The 14,897-nt window shown below is 53.4% G+C and carries 8 protein-coding genes and 1 tRNA gene; 3 read left to right on the forward strand and 6 right to left on the reverse strand.

The features are described 5' to 3' along the window. Positions 1 to 301 precede the first annotated feature (301 nt). Positions 302 to 649 (reverse strand): hypothetical protein, encoded by a 348-nt coding sequence (locus tag CX651_RS19925; protein ID WP_146226014.1) that lies wholly within the window; start codon positions 647 to 649, stop codon positions 302 to 304. A gap of 139 nt (positions 650 to 788) precedes the next feature. Continuing rightward, complete coding sequence (locus CX651_RS18855) at positions 789 to 1,097, reverse strand: hypothetical protein (RefSeq protein ID WP_101057579.1); 309 nt, start codon at positions 1,095 to 1,097, stop codon at positions 789 to 791. Between the two features lie 316 nt (positions 1,098 to 1,413). On the opposite strand from CX651_RS18855, the gene CX651_RS18860 reads away from it, so the two are divergent. Beyond that, positions 1,414 to 2,376, forward strand: a complete 963-nt coding sequence (locus CX651_RS18860; RefSeq protein ID WP_101057580.1) for an integron integrase — start codon at positions 1,414 to 1,416, stop codon at positions 2,374 to 2,376. Positions 2,377 to 2,775: 399 nt separating this feature from the next. Here CX651_RS18860 and CX651_RS18865 read toward each other — a convergent pair whose 3' ends face one another. Further along, positions 2,776 to 6,000, reverse strand: coding sequence for a S41 family peptidase (locus tag CX651_RS18865; protein ID WP_101057582.1), 3,225 nt, complete (start codon positions 5,998 to 6,000; stop codon positions 2,776 to 2,778). Positions 6,001 to 6,344: 344 nt separating this feature from the next. Here CX651_RS18865 and CX651_RS18870 point away from each other — a divergent pair, with 344 nt between their 5' ends. Next, positions 6,345 to 7,127, forward strand: coding sequence for a phosphatase PAP2 family protein (locus CX651_RS18870; RefSeq protein WP_157822701.1), 783 nt, complete (start codon positions 6,345 to 6,347; stop codon positions 7,125 to 7,127). Positions 7,128 to 7,197: 70 nt separating this feature from the next. On the opposite strand, the gene CX651_RS18875 is transcribed toward CX651_RS18870, so the two are convergent. After that, entirely contained in the window at positions 7,198 to 10,626 is a 3,429-nt protein-coding gene (locus CX651_RS18875) for a hybrid sensor histidine kinase/response regulator (protein ID WP_101057585.1), read from the reverse strand. A gap of 327 nt (positions 10,627 to 10,953) precedes the next feature. Between CX651_RS18875 and acs the strand changes: the two genes are divergently transcribed. Then, positions 10,954 to 12,906, forward strand: coding sequence for an acetate--CoA ligase (gene acs, locus CX651_RS18880; protein ID WP_101057586.1), 1,953 nt, complete (start codon positions 10,954 to 10,956; stop codon positions 12,904 to 12,906). 452 nt (positions 12,907 to 13,358) lie between these two features. Here acs and CX651_RS18885 read toward each other — a convergent pair whose 3' ends face one another. Both CX651_RS18885 and CX651_RS18890 read right to left on the reverse strand, forming a co-directional pair. Next, a complete protein-coding gene (locus CX651_RS18885) occupies positions 13,359 to 14,528 on the reverse strand; it encodes a DcaP family trimeric outer membrane transporter (RefSeq protein ID WP_101057588.1) in 1,170 nt (389 codons plus the stop codon). Positions 14,529 to 14,747: 219 nt separating this feature from the next. After that, a tRNA-Lys gene (locus tag CX651_RS18890) sits at positions 14,748 to 14,823 on the reverse strand. Positions 14,824 to 14,897: the final 74 nt, after the last annotated feature.

A 14,897-nucleotide genomic window follows, 5' to 3' on the forward strand; every position in this document is an offset into this window, starting at 1 on the left:
GAACACTTGGAGAAGCGACGACGGCATTTTGCAACCAGTTGCCAGTACTTTCAAACGGCCTGAACCCCACGCTATCTCAACCACAGTCGTTGAAATCCCCTGAACCATGGGTTGGGCTAACACTGTTCAAATCTCGCATTTTTGCGTGAAATCGGTTCGATTTCATCAAACCTCTGCAACTCATGGATATCGTTCAACCTCAGTGTACTCAAATCCCCTAACGGTGCTTGAATACAGACAGAAAGAAGATTAAGTGATTGTTTTACAGTGGGTGGCTTGATATTTTCGATGCTTTAACTTGTTATAAGCCATTTGTATCCACCGTTTTACCACAGTGAATACAAACCACGCGACCACTAAACCACTTGAACACGACTGCACCCCAATCACCACTAGAATCTGGATGTGGCTCTTTAAATCCCTGAATGGTTAAACACTTATTACAGTGTGGGCAGCGTACCCAAAAAGCTGTAACGAAATGAACCAGACCGAATACAACGGTGAGTCCTATTGTAAGTAAAACGGTATAGTCGTAGGTGCTGTCATCTGTGATTAATGCATAAGTCAACCAGATGAAAAAACATAGCAAGCCGAACCAAGAAATAAACACGCTGCCCGCATTAATTTTCCCTATGAGCACTTTATTCAACTTGCACCTCCCACGGCTTATAACGCCGCATTAAGTGGTGAGCAACGCAGACCACCGAGATTAAAGTATGATGCCGTAACCACCGAAGTTGAAGCAAACCAAAAATGCCGAGCGTTGGGAATCCGTCTTAAATGCTTTGTTATATTTTGTTTTCTACAATCTTATCGTGGTAACTACTTATTTGTGCGTTCACTTCACGTAATTTATCATCAAGTTCCGCTACTTTCTCTCTCACTGCCTGCATGCCACTTGAACTCGATTGTAAAGTGTCTGCTAACTTGTACTGATGTTCGATTAACTTAAGATAATGCTGTTTCATAGCAAGTAAGGCATTTAACCTACCAATATCGTTAGCTCGTTTGGCTTGATTAGCTGACCATCGGGCATAAAGTGCAGATAAACAAGCCGCTAGCAGAGCCAATATAGAGACAACTAAAGACATTTCCATACGCTTAACCCCAATAAAAATATAACAGCTGTATAGTGCGCATGCGCGTTTTAGTCATCGGAGGAGTGTAAACGCGCATCGCTATCTCTTTGTATTAGTTAAATATAATAGAGTTTAGCCCGAATATCCCTTGCAGCAAAACGCGCATGCGCGGTTTCCAAACCTATTATCTACCAAAATGGTTTTATATCTTTATGAATTTTAATTTGTTTTTTTGATGTTGCAGAAATAACGCGCAAAATTATCTCCAAATTTCTGGGCATTTTGTCAAAACCTCAATAATACTGTATAAAAAAACAGTACCCAGGTGCTCGCAATGACCAGTCCAAGTCCTTTTTTAACTTCTGTTCGGGAAACCATGCGGATGCGCGGTTACAGTGTTAAGACTGAGAAAGCCTATCTCTATTGGATCAAGGCTTTTATTCTATTTCACGATAAACGCCACCCAGAGACTATGGGAACGAACGAAGTTGGCCAGTTTTTGAGTTACATTGCCAACCAACGTAATGTGGCAATCAATACCCAAAAGATGGCGTTGAATGCATTAGTTTACTTATATCACAAGCACTTGCATCAAGAACTTGGCAACTTAGGTTTTCGTTACGCCAGTAAGCAACGACAACTCCCAACAGTATTGCACCCGGATGAAATCAAGCTCATCCTTCAGCAGTTGTGCGGGCGTGACAGGTTGATCATTGAATTACTCTATGGCAGTGGACTCAGAGTATCTGAATGCCTTAGGTTACGGATCCAGGATATTGATCTCGTTCAATTGGCCTTAACCATACGGGACGGTAAAGGACGTAAAGACAGGCAGACGATATTAAGCCAACGCTGTGCATCTCAATTACCTGTGTTTATGGAACAAGCTCATACTTTACAGTCGCGTGATAACGAAAGAGGAATTGGCCCATCTTTACCCTACGCTCTGGAGCGTAAGTATCCCTCTGCATATAGACGTCCGGGATGGATGTTTGTTTTCCCCTCAACGGCCATTAGCCAACACCCTTACACACAGACTATGTGTAGACACCATTTACATCAAAGCGTCATTCGGAAAGCCCTCAGCGCCGCAGTAATCAAGTCAGGTATTGCGAAAAGGGTCACATGCCATACCTTCAGGCATTCCTTCGCTACTCATCTGTTGCAGGCTGGCCGAGACATCAGAAGCGTCCAAGAGCTGTTGGGGCACAATGATCTGAAAACAACCCAAATATACACACATGTGCTTGGCCAGCACTATGCCGGAACCGTAAGCCCTTTAGATCAACTGATTTGAAGCGCCAAGTTAATCATAGCTACTATCTTTATTCGATGAGCAAGCGTTCTACAAAAGCTGAGTAACCCTCATAGCTACCGCACGGGCGCAAAGGTTGTTCGTCCCTGAATTCCGCTGAAAACAGAAAAATGCAACAGCTTCCAGCTTAAGTAAAGGCTAAAGATAAGCAACTGAATTAGTTACACAATACCCAGTACAGTTTATTAAAACAATTAGCCCAAGGTCAAGTTTTCGACAAAAGCCATAAAAGCCTGTCTTGGTTATTTTTTGCAAAATAATTGGCTGAGTTTTGATAGTTTCCTAATAGAAAGCGCCGCTTGCCTGTAAGACTAAGGCAAGCGGCGCAAGTTATTGGGCTAGTTTCCCCTGAGCTATTTCATCAGAGCGATTTAATCAAAGTCATTTCACCTGAGGCACCCGCACAGGATCGGCGGGCTGCGGCAGCTTCACCGGCGCGGCAGATTTCAGCTCATCCAAGGCAATAGCGATGGCCTTTTCCAACTGAGGATCTATGCCTTTGGCTGTGTCTTTGGTCCACTGCTCAACTTCCACATCCGGTGCCACACCTTCGTTCTCTACCCGCCACTGGCCGTCGATACTGAAGAAACCGCTACGCGGCGCCGTGATATGGCCGCCATCCATCAGGGAAGGAACGCCCCAGATGCCAACCAGGCCACCCCAGGTGCGTTTACCCACCAGCTTGCCCACTTGGTAATAGCGGAACATATAAGGGAGCATGTCGCCGCCCGAGCCGGAGACTTCGTTGATCAGCATCACCTTGGGCCCCCAGATACCACTGCCCGGGCTGGTCATGGGGTGATCGCCGGCCATCTGGTTATTGAAGTAGCCGTTACGCTCGCGGCGCAGCACATCTATGATGTACTCGGCAATGTAACCGCCGTGGTTGAAGCGCTCATCTATGATCACGCCCTGGCGCTGATTCTGGGCGAAGAAGTAGCGGTTGAAGTAACTGAAACCGTTCTCACCCGTGTCCGGAACCCAAACATAGGCCAATTTGCCGCCGGACGCTTCATCCACCCGTTTGCGGTTATCCTCGACCCAGGCGTTCCGTCTCAATGCCTGTTCGCTGGCCGTTGGCACCACAGTCACCTCAAAGGCTTTTTTATCGCTGCCATCAGGGCTGATGCTGAGACGGGTCTGTTTACCGAGAGTACCCTGGAAGGCCTGATAGAAGTTGGCCTTGTTATCCAGCGGCTTGCCGTTGACTGCCAGCAGATACTGGCCCGCCTTGACCTGGGGATAGAGGGCCAGCGGCGCACTGCCTTGGTCAGCCGGATACCAGTTTTCGCCGCGATAGATGCGGCTGAAGCGGTAACCCTTGTCGGTCGCCTCAACATCGGCGCCGAGCAGACCGGTGCGGTTGTCGGCAATTTCCGGCAGATCGCCATCATTGGTAAAGGAGTGGCCCACAGAGGTTTCGGCGCCCATGTTATCGAGCAGATAGGTCATGTCGGCGCCGTGGCGCACATGGGCGACCAGTGGCTGGAACTCCTTGTATACCGCGTCCCAATCGGCGCCGTGCAGATTACTGACATAGAAGTAATCACGCTGGAAACGCCAGGCTTCGCGGAAGATTTGCTGCCATTCGGCCTTGGGATCGATACGGGCCGTCAGCTTGACGTTGAGGGTCTTGGCATCGTCCCCCATGGGCGCGGCGCCGGCAAATTGCTGCCAGTTGTCGCCGATTTTCACCAGCAGGCTCTCGCCGTCGTGGCTCAGATGATACTCATCGACATCACCGGCCAGGGTATCGGCCTTACGTTCCTCAGTGCTGTACTTGCGAAGCTCTGTGGTTTCATCCAAGTCCTGCATATAGAACAGCTCACCTGGCTTACCGGCGCTCAGGCTGTGGATTTTACCGCTTTCACCCAGAGGCAGCACCCGCTGCGCTATACCGTTGAGATCGATTCGCACCGCAGGCGGCGCATCTGAGCCTTTGGCTTCCTCTTCAGTACCGCTGCCCTCTTCCTCGTCGCTTCTTGGCAGCATGGGCGCCTCGGTGCGGGTATTGAGCAGCATGGTATAGAGGCCGTAAGTCGGGGTGAAGGCAACCGAGGTCATATCCAACCAGGCGGCGTGAGGGCCATAATCGGTACTGGCGGCAAAATAGAGCTTGTCGCCGGCGCTGTCCCACACTGGGTAACGCACATCGGCCATGCCCTGGGTAATTCTGTTACTCTGATTATTGCGGGTATCGAACAGGTAGAGGCTGCGGAAGAAGCTGTCATCCTGCTTGCTGTAGGCCAGATAACGGCTGTCAGGCGACCAGCTGGGGGCCATTTCCCAGTCGGGATTCACTACCGGCTGGCTGTCGATAACCTGCGCCTTGCCCTTGGACAAGTCTGCCAGCCAGAGTTGCTGGCGCTGATCGCTGAACACCAGCTGTTTATCATCGGGCGACCAGATAAGCCCGCTATAGAAGCCCTTCTCAGCCAGTTTAATCTCTTGCTGCGGCTTGCCGAGTTGATCGGCTATCACCAGGCGATATTCGCCGCTCTTGTCGGAGAACCAGGCCAGCTGTTTGCCGCCGTTGGACCAGGCGGCGCCTACTTCGCGGCTGTCTGAACTTTCAGTAAGATTACGGGCATCACCATGCTCCACGGGCACGGTAAATACATCGCCGCGGGCCACAAACAGGGCGCGCTTACCGGTAGGCGAAATGGCCGCCGACTCTATCTGCTTTTCGACCTCTTCAAAGCGTGGCCGCACCCAGGGGAAATCGGCATGCAGGCTGATGGCCAGTGCTTCGCCCTTGTCGTTGGAATTGGTGTTAGCCAGCGATTTTTTCACCAGCTCACCGCGGTATTCGTATACCAGAGTGTCGTTATCCAGGGTAAAGCCTTTGACATCGGCATCCTGGTAATGAGTCACCTGTTCCGGCTCGCCGCCCTTGGCCGCGACCCGAAAGATATTGGTGACCTGGGAGCGGTTGGAGAGGAAATAGATATAGTCGCCGTGCCACTGGGGCTCGAGATCCTGGGTGTTGTCCCAGGGCAGATCTTTTTCCTCCAGGCTATCGAGCGAAATCAACCTGAGCGGCTGATTCTGGCCGCCGCGATAGTTACGCCAACCCGGATCCCAAAGACCGGCGCGCCGGTAAACCAGCTGCTTGCCATCGGCAGAGAAACTGCCGTCAAAGGCGCGGTTCATGGGTAAAGGCTTGGGATTGCCGCCCTCTATGGACAGGGTAAACAGCTGCTGCCAGCCTCTCGGGGCATTGGCCCTGCCGGAGCGCAGCAATACCGACTTGCTGTCCGGGCTCCAGCCCACCAGCTGATCCACATCCGGGTGGAAGGTCAGGCGTTTGGGCTCGCCACCGGCAATCGGCAGCAGGTAGATATCCTGATTGCCCTCATAGTCGCCGGTAAAGGCCACCCACTTGCCGTCCGGCGACAGCTTGGGTTGCATCTCCTGGCCCTGGAAACTGGTGAGGCGCACCGCCTCGCCGCCCTTGAGCGACACTTTCCAGATATCCTTGGCGTAGGCAAATACCAGAGTATCACCGCGAAGATCCGGCTCCCGCAGGAGTTTGGCCTCGGCAGCCAGCAAATTGGGGCTGCCGAGCGCAAGGGCCGTCAGCCAAAAGAGTTTATTGAGCTTCATTCCTGTTCCTTGTATTTGAATACCAGCAAACCTGTGGGGATCCCCCGCCAAAACCGCAACTTAACCAGCGCCATAGCAGAGCTACCCCTGTAACATAACCAGTGGTAAAAAAATACGCAAAAAAGGTTTTGTTTCAACTCATTGCAATACGCCATTCCGGGCGAATGAGACAAAAATCCCCGGCCTTAAGCAGACCTTAACCTGAGCCGGCCAGAATAATTCCTATCCACCAGCCGGGCCGTGAGTTCAACGCCATGAATTCAACGCCCGCTTTTTCAGGCTTTTTATTTCGCAGATCTCAGCTGCGACTCTGTCTCAACTCGCACTATGTCACAGGAAACACAATGCCCATTGCAAGCCACCCGCTGAGCTTTCAACACTGGTTCAAACATCATCTGCTGTTGCCGTTATCGGTAGGACTTGGCGTGCTTATCTTGCTGCACATCACTAATGCCGACCTGTTGCTGGCACAGTGGATGTTGGCATTTGAGGGCACCAACACGGCCTGGCCCTGGCGCCATGCCTTTGTCGCAGACAAACTGCTGCACACAGGAGGGCGGGATCTGGTGGTGCTGGCGGCAGCTGTGTTGCTGTCGACCCTGGTATTGAGCAATTTCAAAGCCTCAATGAAGCGCTGGCGCCGGCCCTTGCTGATGTTGTTTATAAGCGCCCTGGCAACCGTGCTTTGGGTGCGTATCGGCAAGAGCATGACCAATGTTGCCTGTCCCTGGGATCTCAGTCTATTTGGTGGCCAAAAGCCTTATCTGCCCTTCCCCATGAGCCTGAGCGTTGACACTGAATTGGGCCAGTGTTTTCCCGGCGGCCACTCCAGCGGCGCCTTTGCCTGGATGGGGCTTTATTATCTGGCGTTGGTCTTGAAGCCAAAATGGCGCTTTAAGTTACTCGGCGCGGTATTGCTGATAGGCGCTGTGTTCAGTCTGTGTCAGGAGTTTCGCGGCGCCCACTTTTTATCCCACGATATCGCCAGCGCCCTTATCGGTTGGACCATGGCGACCTTGAGTTATGGCCTGGCTTATCGCCCCTGGCGAGTGGAAGGATACGCCGGGGTTCCGGCGCAAGCACAGACACCGATACAGACACAGGCACAGACAGAAATAACCCCATAAAATACGGGGCCTGATTTATCGGCTATTAATCAGGCCCCGTTTCCATAGGCTATTTCACTGAACTTGTGAATTACGCCTTCTTCACCAGGCTTGAGATCAAAGCTCTGAGCGCCGCCGGTTTAATCATCTTGGCCATATAGTGGTAACCGCGGCGCTCGACATCCTCCACCAGATCCTTGCGGGTGTTGGCGGTGATCAAAATGCCGGGCAGATGTTGCCCATACAGCGCCCTGAGCTCATCCATGGCATCGACGCCGTTTTGGCCCTTATCCAGATGATAATCCGCCAGCATGATATCCGGCGCCACCCCTTTGAGCCCCAGCTTGATCCTGGCATCACTCAGATCCCGGGCGCAGATCACCTCGCACTGCCAGCGACTCAACAGGCTTTCGAGCCCGGCAAGGATAGCCTCTTCGTTGTCGATACACAGCACCTTGACCCCGGCGAGCGGCTGCAACACAGAAGAAATGGCCTTGGGCTGCGGCACGCTGACAGTGGCCCCAAGCGGCACCCGAATGGCAAATACAGAGCCCTTGCCCTGCACCGAAGATACGCGGATATCATGCTCCAGCACCTTGCTTATTCTGTCGGCTATCGCCAGACCAAGCCCCAGGCCGTTGACACTGTTTGAATGGGGGTTATCCAGGCGCTTGAACTCGTGAAATATCTCCCTAAGCTGCCCGGCTTCGATGCCGCAGCCGGTATCCAGCACTTGCACCTCAAGCTCGCTGCCGCGGCGGCGACAGCCCATCAGCACCCGTCCGCCCTTGGCATAACGATAGGCGTTGGTGAGAAAGTTCTGCAGCACCCGCCGCAGCAGTGAAGGGTCTGAATTGACCGTCAGGCTACAGGGCATCATGGCAAAATGGATCTGGCAGTCTTTGGCCATGGCCTCAAACTCCACCGCCAGGGTGTTGAGTACTTCGGAGATGGCAAAGTCGCGCCGTTTTACCTCCACCATGCCGGAATCCAGCTTGGAGATATCCAACAGATCGGTCAGCAGTTCACCGGCGGTTTTCAGTGAGCTGTTGACATGGGAGAGGGTCAGCCGCCCTTCCCTGTCAAGCCCAGGATACTGACTCAAAGAGGCGGTAAACAACCTGGCCGCATTGAGCGGCTGCATTAAGTCATGCCCCACCGCCGCCAGGAAACGGCTCTTGGAAGCGTTGGCCATCTCCTCCTGGGCCTTGGCTTCGAGCAGCTTGCTGTTGAGCAGCGCCAGCTCATAGGTGCGCTCCTTGACTCTGGCCTCCAGGGTCTCATTCACCTGCTCCAGCGCCTGTTGCTGCTCGCGATATTGGGTAATGTCGGTAAAGGTCATCACAAAGCCGCCGTCCGGCATGGGATTGCCCTGAATCTTGATCACCTTGCCATCGCGCCTGCGCCGCTCTGAGCTGTGGGCGGTGCCGTTACGCATATGCTGTACCCGGCGCTCGACATGCTCGTTCACATCCCCCGGGCCGCAGTAGCCACGGGAGGCATTGAAACGTATCACCTCACTGATGGGCATTCCCGGTTGCAGGAAATCCTCCGGATAGTTGTAAAGCTCTGCATAGCGGTAGTTCCAGGCCACCAGGTTGAGATCTTTGTCGACCACGCTCATACCCTCGTAGGCGTGTTCTATCGCGGCGCGCAGCATGTCCTGACTGAGAATAATCTTCGACGAGGCCTCATCCACCAGGCTGAAGACTTCATCGAGGGCCAGATCCCGCCCCTGCAACACTGAGTCCATCACCAAAGAGGCGCTGGAAGCCCCCAGCACCCCGGCCAGCATGTGCTCGGTATGGGCAATAAGCTCGGCCGGTGCCGTCTTGTGCCAGCTGTCGCTGCGCACCGCATCGGCAGAAAAACGCGAAAAACTCTCATAGGCCCGGGTCGGGCTGACAAAGCGGCTCGCCAGGATCAACAAGTCCTGCTGACTGATGGGGCCCGTCTTACGATTGCCTGTGTTTTTGAGTTCACCCGGGGTGACAAAGGCGCTGGCCTGAATACGCTCCACCAAGCCAGCGCGCAGCCAGATAGAGCCGCCGATATAGCCAATCAGGTTGGCGCCGAGTGCCAACAGGGTATCGTTGACATTGGGCTTCAGCGCCTTTAACAGTTCAAACTGACCTGCCAGCACGCCTTCCCAGACGCCCGAGCCCTTGAGCAGCAAAAAGCCCCACAGACCAAAGCCCGCCGCCATGCCGAGAAACACCCCGGCGCGATTACCGTGTTTCCAGTAGAGCCCGCCCACCAAGGCCGGTGCCAACTGGGCAAAGGCGCCGAAAGACAGCATGCCCAGGTTGGACAGAGAATCGCTGCTGTCAAAGCTCAGGTAACTGAAGTACCCGAAAGCCAGGATCAGCGCGATGGAGAGACGTCTGGCATAGAGCAGTTGCTGGGAAAACTGGCTGAAGTTCTTGCGGCGGATCTGCCCGGTACGCAAGAGTACCGGCACCAGCCACTCGTTACTTATCATCACGCTGATGGTCACCACAGCCACTATCACCATGCCAGTGGCAGCCGAGAGAGTTCCCAGCAGCGCCACTATCGCCAGCCAAGGTGCGTCCAGCGCCAGCGGCAGATTGATCACATAGGTATCGGCAGAGACACTGTCGCCGAGCAGCACCTTGCCCGCCAGTGCCAGCGGCCCGACAAACAGGCCGAACAGGCCGATATAGAGAGGGAACAACCAGCGCGCCTTGGACAGAGTCTGCTCGCCTTCAGCCTCGACCACCATGACGTGAAACTGCCGCGGCATACAGAGAAAAGCCGCCATGCCGACTATCAGCTCGGGCATCAGCGCTTCAAGCCTTAGATTGGGATTGACTATTACCCCCTTGGCGCTGGCCTGGTTCCAGAGGTCGCCAAAGCCGCCGAACACCCCGAAGACCACTATGCCGCCCACCAACACAAAGGCGGCCAGTTTCACCAAGGATTCAAAGGCGATAGCCAGCATCATCCCCGGGTTATGCTCGGTGGCATCCAGTTTGCGGGTGCCGAAGAGGATGGCGAAGATGGCCAGCAGCACGGCGATGATAAGCGCGACTTTGGCGCCATCGAGCGGATCATCCGGGCTTTGGAACAGGCTTAGGCTGAATACCATGGCTTTCAGCTGCAACGCGATATAGGGCATGATGCCAAACAGGGCAATGAGTGTGATGATCACCGCCAGCGGCTGCGACTTGCCATAGCGGGCGGCGATAAAGTCGGCCACCGAGGTGATATTTTGCGCCTTGGACACCACCACCATTTTGCGCAACATGCCAAAGCCCAGGGTAAAGATGATGATGGGGCCGATAAAGATATGCAGATAGGACCAAAAGTCATTGGCCGACTGGCCAACCGTGCCGAGAAAGCTCCAGGAAGAGCAATATACCGCCAGGCTGAGGGCGTAGATCCATTTCTGTAACCTGCGGGTGACACCACTGAACCAACGCTCCGCGCCCCAGGCAAGCAGGAACAGCAAACAGACATAACAGACGGCGATCACCGCCACAAAAAGGGTCAAATTCATAGGGTTCTCTTTATTGTCGCCGTATCCGTCGGCAACTGTTGTTATCCCGGCTAGATTACACCAGCCAAGGGGTTTGATGAACCTCTGCGGCGTTCTGCATCTTATTGGGCGCCCATTGGGGGCAAAAAACCTTTATTGGATACCGATTTAAACCCGCTAAAACCTTAAAAAACAACGTCGGCTCAAGCACTTCAAGCTGTGCGTTTTAAACGCAATAACCGATTAATAAATAACATTTTTTCATCACTAGACCAATGTCTAATAGAGACAGCACAGCCAAGCAACCCATACTTTGGCTCACGTATGATAAAAACAAGGGGAAGCCCAATGAGTACTCAGTCTCTTTATAAAGTGCCCGCAGCGATTGCGGCCAATGCACTGGTAAATGATGAAAAATATAAGAAAATGTACCAGGAGTCCGTGGTTAACCCCGAAGGTTTCTGGCGTGAACATGGCAAGCGTATCGACTGGATCAAGCCCTATTCCAAGGTCAAGAAAACCTCATTTGACGATCACAACCTATCAATCAACTGGTTCTACGACGGCACGCTGAACGCCTCAGCCAACTGCCTCGACCGCCATCTGGAAAAACTTGGCAACCAAACCGCCATCATCTGGGAAGGCGATGATGCCAAAGATCAACGCACCCTGAGCTACAGCCAGTTGCACACAGAAGTGTGCAAATTTGCCAACGCCCTCAAGAGCCAGGGCGTGCGCCGCGGTGACGTGGTCACCATGTATATGCCTATGGTGCCGGAAGCTGCTATCGCCATGCTGGCCTGTGCCCGCATCGGCGCCGTACATTCCGTGGTATTCGGTGGCTTTTCCCCGGATTCCATCGCTTCACGCATCATAGATGGCCGCTCCAAGGTGATTTTGACTGCAGACGAAGGCCTGCGCGGCGGCCGGGCTATCCCGCTCAAGCGCAATATCGACGAGGCGCTCTCCCATGCGGATGTCAACACGGTTGAGAAGGTGATAGTGCTCAAACGCACCGGCAATGATATCAACTGGGTCGATGGCCGTGATGTCTGGTGGGAATCGCTGACCGAAACCGCTTCCGAGCATTGCGAAGTGGAAGAGATGGGCGCCGAAGATCCGCTATTCCTACTCTACACCTCAGGCTCCACCGGTAACCCCAAGGGAGTGCTGCACACCACAGGCGGCTACATGGTATATGCCTCCATGACCCACGAATATGTGTTCGATTACAAGCAAGGCGAAGTCTACTGGTGCACCGCCGATGTGGGCTGGATCACCGGCCACAGCTATATGATTTACGGCCCGCTGGCCAATGGCGCCACAGTGCTTATCCACGAAGGTGTGCCCAACTACCCAAGCCCTGCCCGCCTGGGCGAGATGATTGACCGCCATCAGGTAAACATACTCTACACGGCGCCTACGCTTATCCGAGCCCTGATGGCTGAAGGCAAGGAGCAGTTTGACCAGTTTGACGGCAGCTCGCTGCGGATCATGGGCTCTGTGGGCGAACCCATCAACCCTGAGGCCTGGCGTTGGTATCACGAGGTGATTGGTCATGAACATTGCCCGATTGTCGATACCTGGTGGCAAACCGAAACCGGCGGCATTCTAATCAGCCCGCTGCCCGGCGCCACGGATACCAAACCTGGCTCGGCCACCCGCCCCTTCTTCGGGGTGCAACCTGCGCTGGTCGACAACATGGGCAATATTCTGGAAGGCGCTACCGAGGGCAACCTGGTGATGCTGGATTCCTGGCCGGGGCAGATGCGCACAATTTACGGTGATCATGAGCGCTTTGCCCTGACCTACTTCAAAACCTTCCGCGGCATGTATTTTACCGGTGACGGTGCCCGCCGTGATGAAGATGGCTACTACTGGATCACCGGCCGGGTCGATGACGTGATTAACGTCTCCGGTCACCGTCTGGGTACCGCCGAGATTGAAAGTGCACTAGTGGCGCACGATCTGGTGGCCGAGGCCGCCGTTGTAGGTTATCCCCATGACATCAAGGGCCAGGGGATCTACGCCTATGTCACACTGACCAAGGGCATAGAAGCCACCGAAGAGCTAAGACAACAGCTGAGACAATGGGTGCGCAAAGAGATTGGCGCCCTGGCGACCCCGGATCTTATCCAGTTTGCCGGCGGCCTGCCCAAGACCCGCTCCGGCAAGATCATGCGCCGCTTCCTGCGCAAAATTGCGGCCAACGAGATTACCAACCTTGGAGATGCATCAACTCTGGCCGACCCAGCCGTGATTGATACTCTGATTGAGTCGCGGCTCAACCGTACAGAGTAAAAGCGTACTTCCTCCTCATTGCCCCTCCTGGAGGGGCATTTTTTTTACTTTCAGCTTGAATCCCCTGGAGCGGCTTAAACGGTTTACCTATGTAAGCTGCCCCTACATTTCAATTATCTCTCCTGTTGCCCCCGAAGCATTAACATGTGAAGAATGACTTTTCACATGTTATCAATGGCATGAATAGCGAATTAGTGTTTGGCAAGCTAGACGCAACAATCAGCAACTAAATCGGTCATAGCCCGTTTATGCCGTTGATGAACCTCTATGACCGGAATTTGCAATGAAGGGAAACCATGTCATTTATTACAGCCCCTAAACCTTTGAGGCAGATTTCGCCATTGCCTGGATATTTAAGCCACCGAATAAAGCAAGCCACCCTGAGGTGGCTTGGCTAAGAGTATAAATAGGAATCATAAATTGGGAGTCACAGCTCCCGGTCGCAACAAGGGTTAGAGCACGTATTTGGCCGAGAAGGTGACCCGGTTAAGCTCACCATCTGTGCCATTTTCCCGCTCGTTCTTGGCATACATATACTCTACCCCAAAGGTCAGTGCCTTCACCGGCGAGTAAAGCAGGTTGATATAACCTGAATAGGATTCCTTGTTAGCCGTGCCTCCGGTCAGAGACACGTCGTTATCGGCGCTGAAAGCGGACAAGGTAAGGCTTGAACGCCACTGCTCGTTCCACCAATGACGATAAGACACAAAGCCTGAGTAGGATTCTATCGCCTGCAGATCGTTATTGTTGTCCAGTACCGCGCCATTGGCAAAGTTCAGCGCCACATAGCGGCCCAGGCCTTCGCCATAGGTGGCGGTGAAACGGATATCATCTCGGCCCACAGGGATGATCCCGGCCACGCTGGCGCCATAGCCGAGCTCAGTGCTGTCTATATCCTGATTAGCGATACGAGTCTCCAGTTCGAGCTGCCTCAGCATCCCCATCACAGAAAAACTGGCGCCACCTGAAGTTTTGAAGTTATAACGGGCGATAAGATCCGGCATCACCCCGTTGCCGCTAGTGATCCGGCTGCCACCGCCATAGGGAGTAATGGTAGTTTCCGGATTTTCGATGGCGATTTGAAAGCCGCCATTGCTGTATCTCAACTGCGCCTGACGGGCAAAGGGGGTACCTTCGGTGGCGCCGACAAAGTCGAGGTTTTCCGGCAGTGCTCCCGGGTTCATAAAGGTGGTCCAGGTCTGGCCTATGGTCCAGTTGTCATAGCTGATAAAGGCGTGACGAATGCGCGGTGAATAGCTGTTGGATACCCGCTCATCACCATCAGTATGCGTCATGAAGTCCAGCTCGATAAAGCCGGTGAGAGTATGGCCGTCGAGATCTGTTACCGTCTTGAAGTTAAAACGGGTTTCCCGAGCCTGGAAGTCGGTCACCTGATTGCCGTTGCCATCTACTCCATAGATGGCGCCGGGCACGTAAAACTGACGTGAGACGTTGTTGGAGTCGGGTGCACCATTGCCGTAATCACTGAACATGATATCGGCCTTAAGATAGCCGCCAAACTCCACGTCAGTTTTGTCCAATACCGATGCCTGAGCCGTCCCCAAACCGCCCAGTGCCAGAAGGGTTGCAGCGCACACCCCTGTGAGTCTTGCTTGTTTCATCTTGGATTGTCTCCTTGTTGTTATGCCAATCCACCCGGCAAAACGCACAACAGCCGAGACAGATTGAGCTAGCAAGAAGCACTATCCGATGTTTAACAGAATTGAAACATTGGCAATAGGTCTATGAGACAAAAGTAGAAAAGCTATAGCTAAATTAGCTTGGTTATTTATGTTGCTTGGAGATATCAGACTTAATATTTTTGCAGAAGATATTCTGGATGGTGGGTCGTGAAGGATTCGAACCTTCGACCAATTGGTTAAAAGCCAACTGCTCTACCGACTGAGCTAACGACCCATACAGATGGAGCATTCAGTGGTGGGTCGTGAAGGATTCGAACCTTCGACCAATTGGTTAAAAGCCAACTGCTC

Source organism: Shewanella chilikensis, assembly GCF_002836945.1.
Lineage (GTDB): Bacteria > Pseudomonadota > Gammaproteobacteria > Enterobacterales > Shewanellaceae > Shewanella > Shewanella chilikensis.

Bases quoted from the DNA above. Each gene is read 5' to 3' on its own strand.
- CX651_RS18860 (WP_101057580.1), top strand. From the start codon at position 1,414: ATGACCAGTCCAAGTCCTTTTTTAACTTCTGTTCGGGAAACCATGCGG.
- acs (WP_101057586.1), top strand. From the start codon at position 10,954: ATGAGTACTCAGTCTCTTTATAAAGTGCCCGCAGCGATTGCGGCCAAT.
- CX651_RS18870 (WP_157822701.1), top strand. From the start codon at position 6,345: ATGCCCATTGCAAGCCACCCGCTGAGCTTTCAACACTGGTTCAAACAT.
- CX651_RS18875 (WP_101057585.1), bottom strand. From the start codon at position 10,626: ATGAATTTGACCCTTTTTGTGGCGGTGATCGCCGTCTGTTATGTCTGT.
- CX651_RS18885 (WP_101057588.1), bottom strand. From the start codon at position 14,528: ATGAAACAAGCAAGACTCACAGGGGTGTGCGCTGCAACCCTTCTGGCA.
- CX651_RS18855 (WP_101057579.1), bottom strand. From the start codon at position 1,097: ATGGAAATGTCTTTAGTTGTCTCTATATTGGCTCTGCTAGCGGCTTGT.
- CX651_RS18865 (WP_101057582.1), bottom strand. From the start codon at position 6,000: ATGAAGCTCAATAAACTCTTTTGGCTGACGGCCCTTGCGCTCGGCAGC.